Origin of the sequence: Duganella levis (genome assembly GCF_009857605.1) — a bacterium.
Classification (GTDB): Bacteria; Pseudomonadota; Gammaproteobacteria; order Burkholderiales; family Burkholderiaceae_D; genus Rugamonas; species Rugamonas levis.
In genome coordinates this window covers 186,394-203,105 of the sequence record NZ_WWCT01000003.1, presented here as the reverse complement: position 1 = coordinate 203,105, position 16,712 = coordinate 186,394, and the positions used below count along the sequence as shown (strand labels likewise).

At 62.9% G+C, this 16,712-nt stretch carries 11 protein-coding genes; 8 read left to right on the top strand and 3 right to left on the bottom strand.

Going from position 1 to position 16,712, the window contains the following annotated elements:
• The first annotated feature begins 205 nt into the window (after positions 1 to 205).
• Complete coding sequence (gene aroG / locus GTP69_RS06090; RefSeq protein ID WP_161054040.1) at positions 206 to 1,276, top strand: 3-deoxy-7-phosphoheptulonate synthase AroG; 1,071 nt, start codon at positions 206 to 208, stop codon at positions 1,274 to 1,276.
• An 87-nt stretch (positions 1,277 to 1,363) separates the two neighbouring features.
• Here the strand turns inward: aroG and GTP69_RS06085 are convergent, their stop codons facing one another.
• From GTP69_RS06085 to GTP69_RS06080, 3 genes are all read right to left on the bottom strand, one after another.
• Positions 1,364 to 4,030 carry a TonB-dependent receptor gene (locus GTP69_RS06085; protein WP_229260830.1) on the bottom strand — a complete coding sequence of 889 codons (2,667 nt, stop codon included), beginning with the start codon at positions 4,028 to 4,030 and terminating at the stop codon, positions 1,364 to 1,366.
• Positions 4,031 to 4,240: 210 nt separating this feature from the next.
• Positions 4,241 to 4,372: a hypothetical protein gene (locus tag GTP69_RS31565; protein ID WP_267874569.1), complete on the bottom strand. Its 132-nt coding sequence runs from the start codon at positions 4,370 to 4,372 to the stop codon at positions 4,241 to 4,243.
• Positions 4,373 to 4,561: 189 nt separating this feature from the next.
• Positions 4,562 to 7,417, bottom strand: coding sequence for a TonB-dependent receptor domain-containing protein (locus GTP69_RS06080; protein WP_229260829.1), 2,856 nt, complete (start codon positions 7,415 to 7,417; stop codon positions 4,562 to 4,564).
• Positions 7,418 to 7,746: 329 nt separating this feature from the next.
• Here GTP69_RS06080 and GTP69_RS06075 point away from each other — a divergent pair, with 329 nt between their 5' ends.
• The 7 genes from GTP69_RS06075 (at position 7,747) to GTP69_RS06045 (ending at position 16,685) form a co-directional block, all read left to right on the top strand.
• A complete protein-coding gene (locus GTP69_RS06075) occupies positions 7,747 to 8,682 on the top strand; it encodes an ABC transporter permease (RefSeq protein ID WP_202424313.1) in 936 nt (311 codons plus the stop codon).
• Positions 8,679 to 9,662, top strand: coding sequence for an ABC transporter permease (locus GTP69_RS06070; RefSeq protein WP_161054038.1), 984 nt, complete (start codon positions 8,679 to 8,681; stop codon positions 9,660 to 9,662). The genes GTP69_RS06075 and GTP69_RS06070 overlap by 4 nt, the downstream gene beginning before the upstream one ends.
• A complete protein-coding gene (locus tag GTP69_RS06065; RefSeq protein ID WP_161054037.1) occupies positions 9,659 to 11,329 on the top strand; it encodes an ABC transporter ATP-binding protein in 1,671 nt (556 codons plus the stop codon). The genes GTP69_RS06070 and GTP69_RS06065 overlap by 4 nt, the downstream gene beginning before the upstream one ends.
• A 25-nt stretch (positions 11,330 to 11,354) precedes the next feature.
• A complete protein-coding gene (locus GTP69_RS06060; RefSeq protein ID WP_110847059.1) occupies positions 11,355 to 12,305 on the top strand; it encodes a VTT domain-containing protein in 951 nt (316 codons plus the stop codon).
• 199 nt (positions 12,306 to 12,504) lie between these two features.
• The gene (locus GTP69_RS06055) at positions 12,505 to 13,530 is read left to right on the top strand and encodes a glucokinase (RefSeq protein WP_161054036.1); all 1,026 of its coding nucleotides are present in this window, start codon (positions 12,505 to 12,507) and stop codon (positions 13,528 to 13,530) included.
• Positions 13,531 to 13,786: 256 nt separating this feature from the next.
• The gene (gene scpB / locus GTP69_RS06050) at positions 13,787 to 14,500 is read left to right on the top strand and encodes an SMC-Scp complex subunit ScpB (RefSeq protein WP_161043751.1); all 714 of its coding nucleotides are present in this window, start codon (positions 13,787 to 13,789) and stop codon (positions 14,498 to 14,500) included.
• Positions 14,487 to 16,685, top strand: a complete 2,199-nt coding sequence (locus tag GTP69_RS06045) for a pseudouridine synthase (protein ID WP_161054035.1) — start codon at positions 14,487 to 14,489, stop codon at positions 16,683 to 16,685. Before scpB ends, GTP69_RS06045 begins: the two co-directional genes overlap by 14 nt.
• Positions 16,686 to 16,712 lie beyond the last annotated feature (27 nt).

The window sequence follows — 16,712 nt, the reverse complement described above, 5'->3', positions numbered from 1 at the left end:
TTATAGTCGTCGAACACTTTACGGACCGACATGACCCACTTCTTCTTTACCGGCTGGTTTTACTTTAGCTTTCCTACCCTTCAGGCGGTGGATAGCGGCCGGTGCACGTAGAAGCAAGACGAGTCCCAGCAGAATCCTCAAAAAACCGCCTCCCTTCGAGGCGGTTTTTTTTTACCCATGTTTTTAGATCACTTGGAGAACAGCAATGCCCCGTACCGATGATTTGCGCATCCGCGAGATGAAGGAATTGACGCCACCGTCCCACCTGATCCGCGAGTTTGCGTGCACGGAAGCAGCGGAGCAGACTGCCGCCAACGCCCGCGTGGCGCTGCACCGCATCCTGCACGGCCAGGACGATCGCTTGCTGGTGGTGATCGGCCCGTGCTCGATCCACGACCCGAAGGCGGCGATGGAATACGCGCGCCTGCTGGCGCCGCTGCGCCAGGAGCTGGCCGGCGACCTGGAAATCGTCATGCGCGTGTACTTCGAAAAGCCGCGCACCACGGTCGGCTGGAAGGGTTTGATCAACGATCCGTACATGGACAACAGCTTCCGCATCAACGACGGCCTGCGCATGGCGCGCGAGCTGCTGCGCGACATCAACGAGCTGGGCCTGCCGGCCGGCACCGAGTTCCTCGATGTGATCTCGCCGCAGTACATCGCCGACCTGATTTCGTGGGGCGCGATCGGTGCACGCACGACCGAGTCGCAGGTGCACCGCGAGCTGGCGTCGGGCTTGTCGTGCCCGGTGGGCTTCAAGAACGGCACCGATGGCAATGTGCGGATTGCGGTGGATGCGATCAAGGCGGCCTCTCAGCCGCACCATTTCCTGTCGGTGACCAAGGGCGGCCACTCGGCGATCGTGTCGACCAATGGCAATGAGGATTGCCACATCATCCTGCGCGGCGGCAAGGCGCCGAACTACGATGCGGCCAGTGTGGACGAGGCGTGCAAGGCGATCGCGGGGCAGGGCCTGGCGCCGCGCCTGATGATCGATGCGTCGCACGCGAATAGTTCGAAGAAGCCGGAGAATCAGGTGCCGGTGTGTGCCGATATCGGCGGCCAGGTAGCGGCGGGCGATACGCGGATTGTCGGCGTGATGGTGGAGTCGCACCTGGTGGCAGGGCGGCAGGATCTGGTGCCGGGCAAGGAGCTGACCTACGGTCAGTCGATTACCGACGGCTGCATCGACTGGGACAGCAGCGTGCAGGTGCTGCAAGGCCTGGCGGCCGCCGTGCGTCAGCGCCGTTTGGCGACGCAAGCCGCCGAAAAGTGACCCCGAACGAAAGGGTCTGACCCCGTACGGGGGCAGACCCTGGCGCAGCGGTGTGCGGGTTGCGGCGGTGCCGTCAGCTTCTAAAGCTTAGAAGCTATAGGTTCCGCGCAGGTACAGCGCGCGGCCGACCGGGTCGGTGTAGCGCGGATCGTAGCCCTTCTGGAACAAGGTGCCCTGGTTGGAGAATGGCGGCTCCTTGTCGAGCAGGTTCTTCACGCCGGCGGTCAGGATGAAGCCCTTGAAGCCGGTGTAGCTGCCGCTCAGATTCCACAGCGCATACGACGGCACCTTGTTCAGGTACTTGTCCTCGATGTCCAGGTTCTGGTCGGTATAGCCCGATTTGTAGGACTGCGCCAGCGTCGCATTCCAGTCAGCCAGGCGCCAGTTCAGCGCCAGGTTGTGCTTCCAGCGGAACACCGGATTATTCGCCGCATAGCGGCCGACGTTCTGGATGAACGGGCCATCGCGCTCGTCCTGGTACTCATACTTGTGCACATACGTGCCATCCAGCGTCAGTGTGAAATTGCCGGCCTGGGTAGCGCCCGAACGCAGCGTCACGCTGAGGTCGACGCCGTCGGTGTTGACCTTGCCCAGGTTTTCCTTCAAGTCCAGAATCGCATACGGCGAGCCGTCCGGATTGCGCAGGAAGCGCGCCTGGTATTTCGCGTAGTCGCCATAGATGGCTTCTTCCGGCAGCGCGTTGATCTTGTCCTTCAGCCGGATGTTCCAGTAGTCGATCGCCACCGTGGCTTGCGGAATCGGCTCCAGCACCACGCCAACCGAGAAAGTCTTGGATTTTTCCGGGCTCAGGTTCTGGTTGCCGCCTTGCAGCTTGAACTGTTGCAGGTCGCAGTCGCGCAGCGGATTGGCGATCGGGTTGGACGACAGCACGCCGCCCGGGCACAGGATCGGGTCGTTGTACGAGTTGTTGGTATCGTTCTTCGACTGCGGCGCATTCTTCTCGAACAGCGTCGGCGCGCGGAAGCCGGTCGAGGCCGAACCGCGCAGCAGCACTTCCTTGGTCGGCTGGTAGCGCAGGCCCAGTTTCGGATTGGTGGTGCTGCCGACGTCGCTGTAATCATCGTAGCGGGCCGCGAGGTTGACCTCCAGGTCCTGCAGCAGCGGCAGGTTGACCTCGCCGAAGATCGCCTTGATAGTGCGGGCGCCGTCGGTCGATTGCGAGCCCGACAGGCCGGACGACGAGGCTTGGCCGGCGATGTCGCGGTTGACGATGAAGTCGGCTTCTTCGCGGCGCAGTTCGCCGCCGATGGCGACCGCCAGCTTGCCGCCGGCCAGGTCCATCAGGTCGCGGCTGGCCTTGGCGTCGATGCCGGTGTTGCGGCTCTTGCCGTTCTGCACCTTGCCGCGCAGCGCGGTACTTTCCAGGTAGGCCTTGCCGGCGGCGTCCTGCTTGCCGAACGGATTGAGGATGCCGTTGGCCACGCCGGCGGCGAACTTGGCGTCGTTGACGTAGCCGTTGGTGAAGTATTCCGCCGAGCGGCTTTCCGACAGCGTGAAGCCGGCCTTGTAGTCCCAGCTCTTGAACAGGCCTTCGGCGCTGAACACCAGGCGGTCGGCCGCGCCCTTGGAGTTGATTTCACGCTGGCCGGCTTCGGTCGGCCGCCAGTTGACCGACAGCGGGTCGCCCGACAGCCCGGCCACGGCCGGCACGCCGCCGGAATTGCCCGGATAGTATTTGCTGGTGATCGGCAGCAGCAGGCCGGTTTGCGGCGGCGGCGCGGTGTGCGACACCACATCGTTTTCCGAATGCAGGTATTCAATCGACGCCAGGTGGTCGCCGTTCAGCTTGAAGGTGGCCTTGCCGAAGAAGGAGGTCTGCTTCTGTTCCGGCAGGTCGTCGATCTGGCGCGTGTAATCCTGGCGGCAGGTGCCGTTGCCGGAGATCGGCAGCGACAGCGGGGCGTCGCAGCCGGCCGCAAAGTAGGGGTTGCCGGTGGCGCCCGAGGTCGGGTCGAAGTAGTTGCCGGGGAAGGTGGTGCCGGAGGTCAGGCTCAGGCCGCGGTCGGGAATCACACCGGTCTTGGAGAAGTCGCGCTGCTGCGAGGTCAGAATGTCCAGCTTGTGATAATCGAACACGCCGAAGACGTTGTAGCCGTCGGTGTCGAGATTGCCGAAGCCGCTCGACAGGTTGACGCGTTTCTCATCGGCGCCGTCCTTGCGCGGCAGGATGGCTTCGGCGGTGATGGTGGTGGTCTGCACCGAGCGCTTGGTGATGAAGTTGATCACGCCGCCGATGGCGTCGGTGCCGTAGATGGCCGAGGCGCCGTCGCGCAGCACTTCGACCCGCTCCAGCGCCGATACCGGAATGATGTTGAGGTCGACGCTGGCGCCGTCGTATGGGTGGTTGGCGATGCGGCGGCCGTTCAGCAGCACCAGCGTTTTGTCGCCGCCGAGGCCGCGCAAGTCGGCGCTGGCCTGGCCGCCGGTCGGCAGGCCGGAGCTGTTGCCGCCCACCACGTTGCTGGAACCGAAGCTGGAGCTGTTGGATGGAATCCGGTCCAGCACTTCCTGCGCCGTGGTCAGACCCTGCTTGATGAAGTCGTCGGCTTTGATGACGGTCAGCGGATTGGCGGTTTCCGCCGCCAGCCGCTTGATCGACGAGCCGGTGATTTCCACGCGCTGCATCGGTGCATCGGTTTGTGCGTGCGCCATCGGCGCGATCAGTCCCAGGCCCAGCATGCCACTCGCATAGATACGGCGCATGGAACGGGACAGTACAGTCTCTTTCATCATTGCTCTACTCCCAAAGCGAACTTCGTCTTATTATCAAATCAACTTCCTGATGGAAAGTTGGTGGCTGGTGATGACCGCCGGTAGGGAGGCCATTGCCCGATAATTAACTGCTTGCGCCGGGGTGTCAATTATGTAAGGTTATCTGTTTGTAAAAAACAACGACGAAAAAAAAGGGCCGTGTGGCCCTTGATGTTTTTTGCAGCGGCTGCTTTACAGCATGTACGGACCGTGCGAGTAGTGCTTGCCCAGCGTTTCGAAGGCGCGGCGGATGATGCGTTTCCACGACAGGGTGGTCGCTGGCTTGGCTGGTTTGGCGGCGTAAGTGGCGGTAGCGGTGGTCATGGAAGCTCTCCTGTGTACTGCGGTGAATGTCGATGGGTGTAGATTACAGGAAGCTCAGATATAAATATAATTCTATGTTCTGATACGTGCCATAGCCAAAACGGATATCTTAGGCCATATGAGATATGTTCTGCGTGAATAATAAAAAAGGGCCGGCAAATGCCGGCCCGAAGAGGTCAACTCACAGTTTTAGAATTTGTACTGCGCCGTGACGTAGAAGGTGCGGCCCAGCGGATCGGCGTAGCGGCCGTCGTAGCCCACCTGGTTGCCGCCGCCCGAGTTGCGGACCGTGAACGGAGGGTCCTGGTCCAGCAGGTTGCGGATGCCGGCGGTGACGGTCAGGTTCTTGATGTAGTTCAGCTTGGCCTGGTAGTCGAGCGTGGTGTACGACTTGACGTCGCGTTCCATGCCGGTCACGCCGCCGATGCTGCCGTCGGCATTCACGACGCGCACAGCTGCGTCATCCGCCGTCAGCACTTTGTCGTGGTAGCCGGAACGGTAGTTCACGGTCAGCGAGTTGCTCAGCTTGTCCGAGGTCTTCAGCGTGAAGATCAGGCGGCTGACCACGCGGAACACCACGTCATCGTAGGAGTTGAAGCGGCCGATCGATTTCTCGGTGCCGATGCCCGGCGTATCCTGTTCCGCCTTCAGCATATAGGTGCCGGTCCAGTTGATGCTGGCCTTGCCGACCGGGGTGGCGGCGCGGAAGGTGGTGTCCCAGTCCAGGCCGGAGAAGTGCGACGACGCCAGATTCAGCGGCGAGCGCACGGCCACCAGCACATTGCTCTTCTGGATAGGGTCGGCGTACACCGCGATCCACTGGTTGGCCAGGGTCGGGTTGGTGAACAGCTGATCCTGCGAGAAGGTGCGGATCTGGTTCTTCAGCTTGACGTCCCACCAGTCCAGGCCCACCGACAGCATGGTGGTTGGTTCCAGGCGGAAGCCCAGCGTGGCCTGTTTCGAGGTTTCGGCTTTCAGCGCGCCGGCGCCGGTGGCCGGGTTGCCGCTGTCCAGCAGGCCATATTCCGACGAACCCGGACGGCAGTAGACCGCGCGTGGGTCCGGCGCCTTGACCGGGCAGGCGAAGGCGTTCGACGAGCCGGCGTTTTTCAGCGGGTCGGCGATGTTGTTCATGGTTGGCGCCTTGAAGCCGGTGCCGTAGGAACCGCGCAGCAGCAGCGACTGGGTCGGCGTGTAGCGCAGCGCCAGCTTGTAGGTGGCCTTGGCGACGTCTTCGCCCAGCTTGCCGCCTGGCGCTGCCTTGCCGGTGGAGTCGTAGCTGACGTTGTGCTTCTGGACCGCGTCATAGCTGTCGTAACGCACGGCGGTGGTGGCTTCCAGATCCTTGGCGATCGGCATCAGCAACTCGGCAAACGCGCCCCAGTTGTTGCGGCTGGCGTCCAGCGCCTGCGAGCCGGTACCGCCGCCGATTTCGACGTCGGTCCAGCCAGGATTGCCGGCGCCCGGGCCCATGGCGATTTTCGACGGCGTGTCCTGGTAGGTCTGCTTGGTGAAGTCGGCGCCGACGCCCAGTGCGGCCGCGCCGCCCGGCAAGTCGAACACTTCACGCGAGGCGTGTGCGCTGGCGACGTCGATCTTCGACTTGGTTTCGCCCAGATCCTGATGCAGCACGGCGGCGGCCAGCACGGAGGCGGCGCCGCTGGTGGACACGAACGGGTTGTACTTGCCGGTGCGGATCAGTTCTTCGAATTTGTCGCCGCTCATGTAGCCGGCCAGCGCCTTGTCGGTCTGCTTGTTTTGCGAGTGGGTGAAGGTCGCGCCCATATCCCAGCCGGCGTAGCTGCTGTCGACGCCGACGACGAAGTGGACGGCGTCGGTGCGGTATTCGTCGGTACGGCCGCCAGCGTCGGCGCCGCGGTAGTAGAACAGGGCGTCGGTGACGTCGGCGGCGTTGATGCCCTGGCCGGCCAGCAGCGGCACGATGGCGCTGTTATACGCGCCGATGTAGTTGTTGTTGACGGTTTTGACGCCGGTGACCGGATCGGTGCTGAACACGGTCAGCGGTTGCGCGGCCGCCGCATAGCGCGCGGTATTGGTGAATTTCGACAGCACCAGTTCGCTGAAGGCGGTGGTGTCCTTGCCCAGCTTCAGGGTGCCGTTGACGAACACGCTGTCGCGCTTCAGTTCCGGCAGCAGCTGCACGGTGGCGGCGTAGTCGAAACGGCAGGCGCCGCTGCGCGAGAAGGTGTTGGCCTGGGTACAGCCGTTTTTGTTCAGCAGGTCGGTGTTGAGCACCACGTCGTCGTTGGCGGTCACCACTTCCACGTTGGCCGGGGTCGAGTTGATCGAGGTCTGCCAGGTGGCGTATTGCTTGCCGTTGTTGCTGAACTTGTGCACGCCGGAGCTGGCGAAGTCGCGCTGCGCAGCGTTCAGCTCTTTCTGTTCGTCGTGGCTGTACGATAATTGCAGGTTGTAGCCGTCGGCTTCAACATTGCCCCAGCCTTTGCTGATGGAGAAGTTGGCGCTCTTGCCGCCGGATTTTTGCGGCGAGTTGTAAGTGCCTTCGACCACCAGGTCGGTCTGGTTTTTCTTCAGGATGAAGTTGATGACGCCGGCAATCGCATCCGAGCCGTACAGGGTCGAGGCGCCGTCGGTCAGGATCTCGACGCGCTCCACGGCCGCCAGCGGAATGCTGGCCAGGTTGACCGCGCTGCCGGTGCCGTACGGCGCCATGCGGCGGCCGTTCAGCAGTACCAGCGTGTATTGGGTACCGATGGCGTGGATCGACGCCGTCTGCACGCCGCCGCCGCCGCCGTTGACCGAGGCCGACGAGGTGATGAAGCCTTGCATCGACGGCAGCTGCGCGACCAGGTCGGCGACGTTCTGCACACCGCTTTGCTCGATGTCGGCGCGGGTCAGCGTCTGCACCGGCAGCGAACCTTCCTTGGCGATCCGTTTGATCGAGGAACCGGTGATTTCCACACGGGTAATCGTGTCGGGATCGGCCGCCTGCTGGGCCATGGCGGCTGCGTGCATGCCGAGCACGAGGCCACCGGCGCAGACCAAACGAACGGAACGGGCCATTACTGTTTCAACCATCATTATTGTTTCTCCCATTTAAAACGACGAAGATGCGTGTAGTTGTTGTGTTTGCTTATTCATCAAATCATTCGCCGTCATTTACTGTCAATCTGCAAAGCCAGGTAAAACCAGGTGAAGAAAACGGGCGCTTTCGCACCGGCCCCGCGCAAAAAACGCTCTAATTTGGTGCGTATGGATTGGAAACAATTGGAAACATTGTGTTGCTATCAAAAAAAGAGCGAATATATCGCCGAGTTATCAAAACCTTGCCTCATCGTAGTGCGAGGTAATTTTATTAACCCAGGTTCATCTGGATACATGGCGTTACATTTATGCGACAAGTGACTGTGCTGGGCTATCTCGTTCGCCGCCTGTGGCAAATGCTGCCAACCATGCTGGGCGTGGTGCTGCTGCTGTTCTTGCTGTTTAACTGGGTGGGCGGCGATCCGGCTTACTTGCTGGCGGGCAAAATGTCGGATGCCGGCAGCATCGCCAATATCCGCCGCCAGCTGGGCGTGGACCAGCCGTACTACGTGCAGTTGTGGATCTTCATCAAGCAGATCGCCACCTTTGATTTCGGCCTGAGCTGGGCCACCGGCGAGCCGGTATCGGCGTTGATCGTCACGCGGCTGGGGCCGTCGCTGGCGGTGTTGGCGCCGCTGACGGTGCTGGAAACCGGCATCGGCATCGCGCTGGCGCTGGCGGTCGCCTTTGTGCGCGGTTCGCTGACCGACCGCGCGGTGATGCTGGCCTGTACGGTGGGGATGTCGATCAGCATCCTGGTCTATATCATCGTGTTCCAGTACGGGCTGGCGTATCGGCTGGGCTGGTTTCCGGTGCAGGGCTGGGGCGGCTGGCGCTATGCGGTGCTGCCGATCCTGATCGGGCTGGCGGTGTCGCTGGCGCCGACCTTGCGCCTGTTCCGCAGCTTTGTGCTGGATGAGGTGGGGCAGGATTATGTGCGTACGGCGCGCGCCAAGGGCTTGAGCGAGCGGCGCGTGATGTGGGTGCACGTGCTGCGCAACGCGGCGATTCCGATCCTGACGCATGTGATGTCCAACCTGCCGGCCTTGTTCATCGGCGCGTTTCTGCTGGAGCGTTTCTTTGGCATTCCGGGCATTGGCAGGGAGGTGATCCTGGCTGTCGAGCGCAGCGATTTTCCGGTGATTAAGGCGATTACGGTGTATGTGGCGGTTGCCACGATGGTGTTCAATCTGCTGACCGACCTGCTGTACCAGGCGGTTGATCCACGGGTGAAGCTCGCATGACGGCCTGGCAGCGTTTGCGCGCGGACCGGGTGGCGATGGCGTCGCTGGCGGTGGTGGTGGCGTTCCTGCTGATGGTGGTCTTGTCGGCCACCGGCCTGGTCGCGGCAGACTGGGAGCATGAGGCGGGCGTCAGCTACGGTCCGCCAACTTTCCTCGGCGCGGACACCGCCACCGCGCCGGCAGCGGCCGCGCAGCAGCAAGCCTTGCCCGATAATCCCTTCGATCCGCTGGCGGCGGATATCCGTGAACTGCGCGCGCAACTGGCGGCGCGTGGGCCCGCGGCCGACAGTGCGCGGCGCGCCACCTTGCCGTTCGGCGCCGACAAGTGGGGGCATGACGTCATCAAGAAAACCATCAAGGGCGGCGAGACCTCGATTGTGGTCGGGCTGGTGGCGGCCGCGCTGGCGGTGGGGCTGGGATCGCTGTTCGGCGCGCTGTCCGGCTACTGTGGTGGCGTGGTGGACGATGTATTCAACTGGTTCTATAGCGTGTTCACGGCGATCCCCTCGGTGCTGATGATCCTGGCCGTGGCGGCGGTGCTGCAACAGAAGGGCGTGCTGACCATCGTGCTGATTCTTGGCCTGACCGGCTGGACCGGCCCGTACCGCCTGATCCGCGCCGAATACCTGAAGCACAAGACGCGCGAATACGTGCTGGCCGCCGACGCCATCGGCGCCTCGCACTGGCGCCGCATGTTCCGACATATCTTCCCCAACGTCAGCCATGTGGTGCTGGTGCAGCTGTCGATCCTGGTGGTCGGCTTCATCAAGGCGGAAGTGATCCTCAGCTTCCTCGGTTTTGGCGTGCCGGTCGGCACCGTCTCGTGGGGCAGCATGCTGAACGAGGCGCAGAACGAGTTGCTGCTGGGACGCTGGTGGCAACTGGCAGCGGCGGCCAGCGCCATGGCCGTGCTGGTGACGGCGTTCTCGCTGTTCACCGACGCGCTGCGCGACGCCCTCGACCCCAAGGTGAAATCATGAGCTTGCTTGATGTGCGCAACCTGCGCGTCGCCTTCCGCCTCGACCGCCACAGCACTACCGAGGCGCTCAAGGGCATCAGCTTCAGCGTGCCGCACAACGCCACCGTGGCGCTGGTGGGCGAGTCGGGCAGCGGCAAGTCGGTGGCGTCGCTAGCGGTGATGGGCTTGCTCGATCCGGCGGCGGCGATGGTCGATCCGGCCAGCAGCATCCGCTTTGACGGCCGGGAGCTGCTGGCGCTGGACGGCAAGCAGCGCCGCGCGCTGTGCGGCAAGGACATCGCCATGATTTTCCAGGAGCCGATGTCGTCGCTCAATCCGGTCTTCACGGTCGGCGCGCAGATCGCCGAGGTGCTCAAGCTGCACATGGGCATGAGCCGTGCTCACGCGCGCCGCCGTACGCTGGAGTTGCTGGAGGAGGTTGGCATTCCCGACCCCGCCGCCCGCATCGATGCGTATCCGAACGAACTGTCCGGCGGCCAGCAGCAGCGCGTGATGATCGCCATGGCCATCGCTTGCGAACCGCAGCTGCTGATCGCTGACGAGCCGACCACCGCGCTCGACGTCACTATCCAGCAGCAGATCATGGAACTGCTCGCGCGCCTGCAACAGCGGCGCGCGATGTCGGTACTGTTTATTACGCACGATCTCGGGCTGGTGGCGCAGATTGCCGACCACGTCATCGTCATGCGCCACGGCGAGGTGCGCGAGGCGGGGGCGGCGCAGCAAGTGCTGCAACAGCCGGCCGACGCCTACACGCGGGCGCTGCTGCACTGCCGCCCGACGCTGGATGCGCGGCCGTGGCGGCTGCCGGTCATCGCCGATTATCTGGATGGCGCGACGCCGCCACCCCAGCCCGAACGCCGGCGCGGCGCTTCGCCGGACGATCAGCCGCTGCTGGAAGTGCGCAACCTCAGCAAGCACTTTACGCTGCGCGACGGCTGGTGGCGCCAGCGCGAATTCCACGCGGTGAAGGACGTGTCGTTCACGCTGGCGCGCGGCAAGACGCTGGGCGTAGTCGGGGAGTCCGGCTCAGGCAAGACCACCGTCGGGTTGACCTTGCTGCGGCTGCATCAGGCCAGCGGCGGCAGCGTGCTGTTTGACGGCCGCGATTTGCTCAGCCTGTCCGCACGCGAGTTCCAGGCGTACAAACGGCGCGTCCAGATCGTGTTCCAGAATCCGTATGCGTCGCTGAACCCGCGCTTTACCGTCGGCGACATTTTGCTGGAGCCGATGCGCATCCACCGCATCGGCGCCGATGAGCAAGCGCGCCGGGCGATGGCGCAAGCGCTCTTGGAAAAAGTCGGATTGCCCGCATCTGCCATGTCCCGCTATCCGCACGCGTTCTCCGGCGGCCAGCGGCAGCGCATCGCCATTGCCCGCTGTTTGACCTTGCAGCCGGAAATCCTGGTGTGCGACGAGTCGGTGTCGGCGCTGGATGTGTCGGTACAGGCGCAGGTGCTCAACCTTTTGCAGGATTTGCAGGATGAGCTGGGTCTGTCATACATCTTCATCTCGCATGACCTGTCGGTGGTGAAGTACATGGCCGATCAGGTGATGGTTATGAAACAAGGACAAGTAGTGGAATTGGCCGATGCGGATACGTTGTATCGCAACCCGCAACATCCTTACACGCGGGCCTTGCTGGCGGCGATCCCCGGCAGCGGTTAAGCGTTTTTTAAGTTAAGATATCTGTATGGCGAATTTAATCCTCCTGCTCCAAGAATATGGCGTCCTGATTGTGTTCGGGATTGTGCTGGTCGAACAGATCGGCATGCCGATTCCTGCGTTCCCGATTCTGATCGTGGCCGGCGCCATGTCGGTCGATGGCGACACGCCGTGGATCTCGGTGCTGGCGGTGGCCATGCTCGCCTGTCTGATCAGTGACAGCTTCTGGTTCCGCGCCGGCCGTTTCTACGGCAAGCGCATCCTCAAGCTGCTGTGCAAGATTTCGCTGTCGCCGGATTACTGCGTCAGCCAGACTGAAGACAACTTCAAGCGCTGGGGCCCGAAGGCGCTGATCGTCGCCAAGTTCATTCCCGGTTTTAACGTGATTGCGCCGCCGCTGGCTGGCGCGCTGGGTACCAGCCGTGGCACCTTCCTGTGCTTCAGCGTCATGGGCAGTTTGCTGTGGGCCGGCACCGGCATCGGCATCGGCGCGTTCTTCCACACCAGTGTCGACCAGTTGCTGGATATTCTCAGTACCATGGGCTCGACCGCGCTGATCGTGCTGCTGGTGCTGCTGGCCTTGTTCGTGGCGTTTAAATATGTGGAGCGCAAGCGTTTTCGCCAGTCGGTGGAGATCGACCGGATTACCGTCGAGGATTTCAAGCAGCTGATGGACCAGGGGCATGAGCCGATCCTGATCGATGCCCGCAGCGCTACCGCACAAATGCTGGACCCGGCCGTGCCCGGCGCGCTGCTGTTTAATGGTGGCGAGCTGAGTGCGGAGATTGTTGGCCTGGATAAGAGCCGGCCGATCATTGTGTATTGCAGCTGCCCCAACGACGTGACCGCCGCGCATGTGGCCAAGAGCCTGATCGGGCAGGGCTTCCACCGCGCCCGTCCGCTGCATGGCGGGCTGGAGGCGTGGAATGCCGCCTTCCGCAGCGAGTCGCTGCCGCAAGACACGCCTGCCTCGGTTTGACAAGATTGCGCCGCCTTCCTGCGGCGCTTTTTTATGTGCAAAATGGAACCGCTTCCACTTGGTGGGCTGGTAGTCATACTACGGCGCAAATATTCCTCATTTCAAACTTCTGTAGCAAACTGTACTAAAACTACAAACTTCGCTTGCCTGGGGTGGCGAAAATACCTTAAGCTTAAGCCTCAACTATTTTCGCTCAATCATGACAGCTCAGTCCGTACAAACGCCTCCCTCCCTGACCACTGTATTCCCTGGTGGCCCGCGTCTGCTGGCGGACATCGGCGGCACCAATGCGCGCTTTGCGCTGGAAACCGCTCCTGGCCGGATTGAAGCGATCGAAGTGCTGGCGTGCGCCGCCTACCCAACCCTGGCCGCCGCCCTGGTTGCGTATCTGGCCTCGCCTGTTGTCGCCGAGGCTGGCGTGACCGGCATCCGCAACGGCGCCATCGCCATTGCCAACCCGGTCACCGGCGACATGGTGCGCATGACCAATCACCACTGGGCGTTCTCCATCGAGGCGCTGCGCCGCGAAGTCAACTTCGACACGCTGGTGGTGGTCAACGATTTCACCGCGCTGGCCAGCTCGCTGCCGCAGCTGTCGGCCACCCAGAAGCATCAGGTGGGTGGTGGCGTCGGCGTGCCGGGCACCCCGCTGGGTCTGATCGGCGCCGGCACCGGTCTCGGTGTTTCCGGCCTGATTCCAGGCAAGGACGGCTGGACCGCGCTGCTGAGCGAAGGCGGCCACGTCACCTTCTCGCCAGCCAATCCAACCGAACTGGCGATCCTGCAATTTGCATGGAAAGAATTTGAACACGTGTCGGCCGAGCGCCTGATGTCCGGCGCCGGTATCGAACTGATCTACCGCGCGCTGGCCGATATCGGCGACCTGCCGGCGGAAAAGCTGAGCGCCGCCGAGATCTCGCGCCGCGCGCTGTCCGGCGAATGCTCGCTGTGCGATGAAGTAATCGAAGTGTTCTGCTGCATGCTGGGCACGATTGCCGGCAATATCGCCGTCACGCTGGGTGCGCAGGGCGGTATCTATATTGGTGGCGGCATCGTGCCGAAGCTGGGCGAGCGTTTCGACCGCTCCGGTTTCCGCGCCCGGTTTGAAGCCAAGGGCCGTTTCGACAAATACCTGGCGGCAGTGCCGACCTGGGTGATTACCGCGGAATACCCGGCATTTGTTGGTGTTTCTGCCATTCTTTCGGATCGACTTGCCGCCGTGTAAGTTAGATTGCCGGCTTCCGTTACATTTCGATGACGGCGAAATGCGCTTTTTGTAGTTTTATCAGGTACAATTCGCGTTGTTGGATGAAACGTCTGGCTTCCTGCCCACGTTTTACGTAGAAAGCAACGGCTTCGGCTGTTGCCGGCAAGTCCCTCCTTCCCGCCGGGTGCGCATAGGCCTTGGTGTCGGAAAAGCAGCTTCAGCGAGTCCTCCCGCCAGCCTCACTGAATGTGATTGATTTCTTTCGATTTTGCTTATGGATACAGTTGAGGCTAAAAAAGTCCTCGAAACCGCCTTGCTATGCGCTCGTGAGCCGTTGTCGATCCACAGTCTGAAAAAACTGTTTGTCGAGCTGGACGATCAGGACCGGCCGCGCGGCCCCGGTGTAGGCGCCGATACGATCAAGGAATTGTTGGAAGAGTTGCGGCTGGACTGGGCCGGCAAGGGCGTCGAGGTGATCAGCCTGTCGACCGGCTGGCGCTTCCAGAGCCGTCCGGAGATGAAGCTGTATCTTGAACGGCTGAATCCGGAAAAGCCGCCGAAGTATTCGCGGGCCACGCTGGAAACCCTGGCCATCATCGCCTATCGCCAGCCGGTGACGCGCGGCGATATCGAGGAAATCCGTGGCGTGGCCGTCAATTCGCAGACGATCAAGATGCTGGAAGACCGTGGTTGGGTCGACGCCATCGGTTATCGCGATGTGGTCGGCCGTCCAGCCTTGCTGGGCACCACCAAACAGTTTTTAGATGATTTGGGCTTGAATTCGCTGTCCCAGCTGCCGCCGTTGCAGCAAATCAGTGATGGTCAGAACGCGATGGAAACCCTGGAAGCGGCTCTGCAAGAGAACTTTGAGAAAGCGGCGCAGCAGGACGGTGCCGACCATGCGGACATTGAGCAAGAACCCGGCCCTGCGCCAGATTTAACGGTTGACGCTGAGCACAACCAAGAAACGAATAATGAACAAACCTGATACCCCAGAGATCATCGACGCACCTGCGGCGGACGTAGTCGCCAAGCCTAAGCGCCGTACCAAAGCCCAAATCGAGGCCGATGCTGCCGCCGCCACTTCCGGTGACGCGCCAGCCGCCAAGCCGAAAGCCAAGGCCAAGCCAAAAGCGGAAGCTGCTGAAGCAGTCGCTTCCAACACGCTGGCGCCAGTGAAAAAAGCGCGCGCCAAGAAAGCCGACGTCGCCGTGGAAGCCGCCGCACCGGCAGCTGAAGCTACTGCTGCCGAGCCGGCTTCCAAGCCACCCGCCAAGCCGCGCGCCAAGAAAGCCGCACCGGCCGCTGATGCGGTTGTCGCCGAGGCTTCCGCCGCGCCGGCATCGGCGCCTGCCGCTGATGCAGCGCCGGCCGAAGCCGGTGAGCGCGTTGAGCGCCAGCAGCGTCCACGCGGTCCGCGCCAGATGCGCGAACAGCGCGCTGTCCGTGAAGCGCTGAACCCGCGTCCGGAGCCAGTCGCAGTCGAGGCTGCTCCGGTCGTTGAGGGTGCGGAAGGCGCAGCACCAGTCGCTACCGACGGCAAGCCACGCCACGAGCGCGGCGATCGCAACAATGCGCGCAACGGCAAGCCACCACGCAATGGCGGCAAGAACGGCAAGCAGCGTGGCGGTCAGAACGCCGGCGGCAAGCCAAACGACGCGGATGCCGCGTTCTCCTACGTGACGTCGGATGCGTTCGACAGCGACGACAGCAAGGGTCGCCAGCCACAGAAAGCGGCCCGCCGCGACCTGACGGCGGACGACGATGCGCCAAAACTGCACAAGGTACTGGCTGAAGCCGGCCTGGGTTCGCGCCGCGACATGGAAGAGCTGATCGTTTCCGGCCGCGTGTCGGTCAACGGTGAGCCGGCCCACATCGGCCAGCGCATCCTGCCGACCGATGCCGTGCGCATCAACGGTAAACTGATTCAGCGCCGCGTCAGCAAAAAGCCGCCGCGCGTGCTGGTGTATCACAAGCCAGCCGGCGAGATCGTCTCGATGGATGATCCGGATGGCCGTCCATCGGTGTTCGATCGTCTGCCGACCATGAAGGCCGGCAAATGGCTGGCCGTTGGCCGTCTCGACTTCAACACCGAAGGCCTGCTGCTGTTCACCACTTCCGGTGACCTGGCGAACCGCCTGATGCACCCACGCTACGGCATCGACCGCGAATACGCGGTGCGTACCCTGGGCCCGCTGGAAGAAGGCATGCGCCAGAAACTGCTGGGCGGCGTTGAGCTGGAAGACGGCGTGGCGCAGTTCTCGAAAATCGCCGACGGCGGCGGCGAGGGCATCAACAAGTGGTATCGAGTGATCATCGGCGAAGGCCGTAACCGCGAAGTGCGCCGCATGTTTGAAGCCATCGGCCTGACCGTGTCGCGCCTGATCCGTACCCGTTACGGCGCCATGACGCTGCCAAGCAGCCTGAAACGCGGCCGTTGGGAAGAGATGGAAGAGAATGCAGTGCGCGGCCTGATGGCTGCCTACAGCATCGAGAAAAAAGGTGGTGGCGATGCGCCTGCGCCAGCAGCGGCAGCCGCCGCGCCGCGCGGCAAGGGGCAGCAGCAAGCCAAGCCGGCCCAGAACAAAGGTCCGGAAAAACGCGGCCGCAACGGTCAGGGCGATCAGCATATTGAGCGCGGCAACCGTCGCGACGAGCGTGACTTCGACGATGACGACGAAGATGACGACAACGAGCCGAACTTCAACCGCGCCGATACGAGCAACGCCAATGCGTTGCCATTCGGCAAGCCAGCCCGCAATGGCGGTCGTGGCCAGGGTGGCGGTTTCGGCGGTGGCGCTGGCGGCGGCAATGCCGGTCGCGGCGGCAAGGGGCGTCCAGCTGGCCAAGGCGGCCAGGGGCAGACTTCGAGCCGTCCAGGCGGTCGTCCGCAGGGTATCGGCGGTTACGCCGGTGGCCGTCCGCTGGGCGAAGGCCCGGCGCCGCGCGCGCAAGGTCAGGGCGGTCGTCCGCAAGGCCAGGGCGGTCAGGGTCAGGGCGGCCAAGGTCAGCCACGTGGTCAGCAAGCCAAGGGTCCGAGCCGTGGCCCGCGTCAGCCGGATCCGCTGCAAACCACCTTCGGCTTCGGTGCATCCAGTGGTGCGCCACGCCGTGGTCAGCCACCTCGTGGCGGCGCTGCCGACCACGGTATGCCGCGTCGCCGCAAGGGTTGATTTAGCAGCTTTCGCCTTGTTGTAAGT

Excerpts from the sequence above, each read along its gene's own strand:
- aroG (WP_161054040.1), top strand. The coding sequence starts at position 206 with ATGCCCCGTACCGATGATTTGCGCATCCGCGAGATGAAGGAATTGACG.
- GTP69_RS06085 (WP_229260830.1), bottom strand. The coding sequence starts at position 4,030 with ATGATGAAAGAGACTGTACTGTCCCGTTCCATGCGCCGTATCTATGCG.
- GTP69_RS31565 (WP_267874569.1), bottom strand. The coding sequence starts at position 4,372 with ATGACCACCGCTACCGCCACTTACGCCGCCAAACCAGCCAAGCCAGCG.
- GTP69_RS06080 (WP_229260829.1), bottom strand. The coding sequence starts at position 7,417 with ATGGCCCGTTCCGTTCGTTTGGTCTGCGCCGGTGGCCTCGTGCTCGGC.
- GTP69_RS06075 (WP_202424313.1), top strand. The coding sequence starts at position 7,747 with ATGCGACAAGTGACTGTGCTGGGCTATCTCGTTCGCCGCCTGTGGCAA.
- GTP69_RS06070 (WP_161054038.1), top strand. The coding sequence starts at position 8,679 with ATGACGGCCTGGCAGCGTTTGCGCGCGGACCGGGTGGCGATGGCGTCG.
- GTP69_RS06065 (WP_161054037.1), top strand. The coding sequence starts at position 9,659 with ATGAGCTTGCTTGATGTGCGCAACCTGCGCGTCGCCTTCCGCCTCGAC.
- GTP69_RS06060 (WP_110847059.1), top strand. The coding sequence starts at position 11,355 with ATGGCGAATTTAATCCTCCTGCTCCAAGAATATGGCGTCCTGATTGTG.
- GTP69_RS06055 (WP_161054036.1), top strand. The coding sequence starts at position 12,505 with ATGACAGCTCAGTCCGTACAAACGCCTCCCTCCCTGACCACTGTATTC.
- scpB (WP_161043751.1), top strand. The coding sequence starts at position 13,787 with ATGGATACAGTTGAGGCTAAAAAAGTCCTCGAAACCGCCTTGCTATGC.
- GTP69_RS06045 (WP_161054035.1), top strand. The coding sequence starts at position 14,487 with ATGAACAAACCTGATACCCCAGAGATCATCGACGCACCTGCGGCGGAC.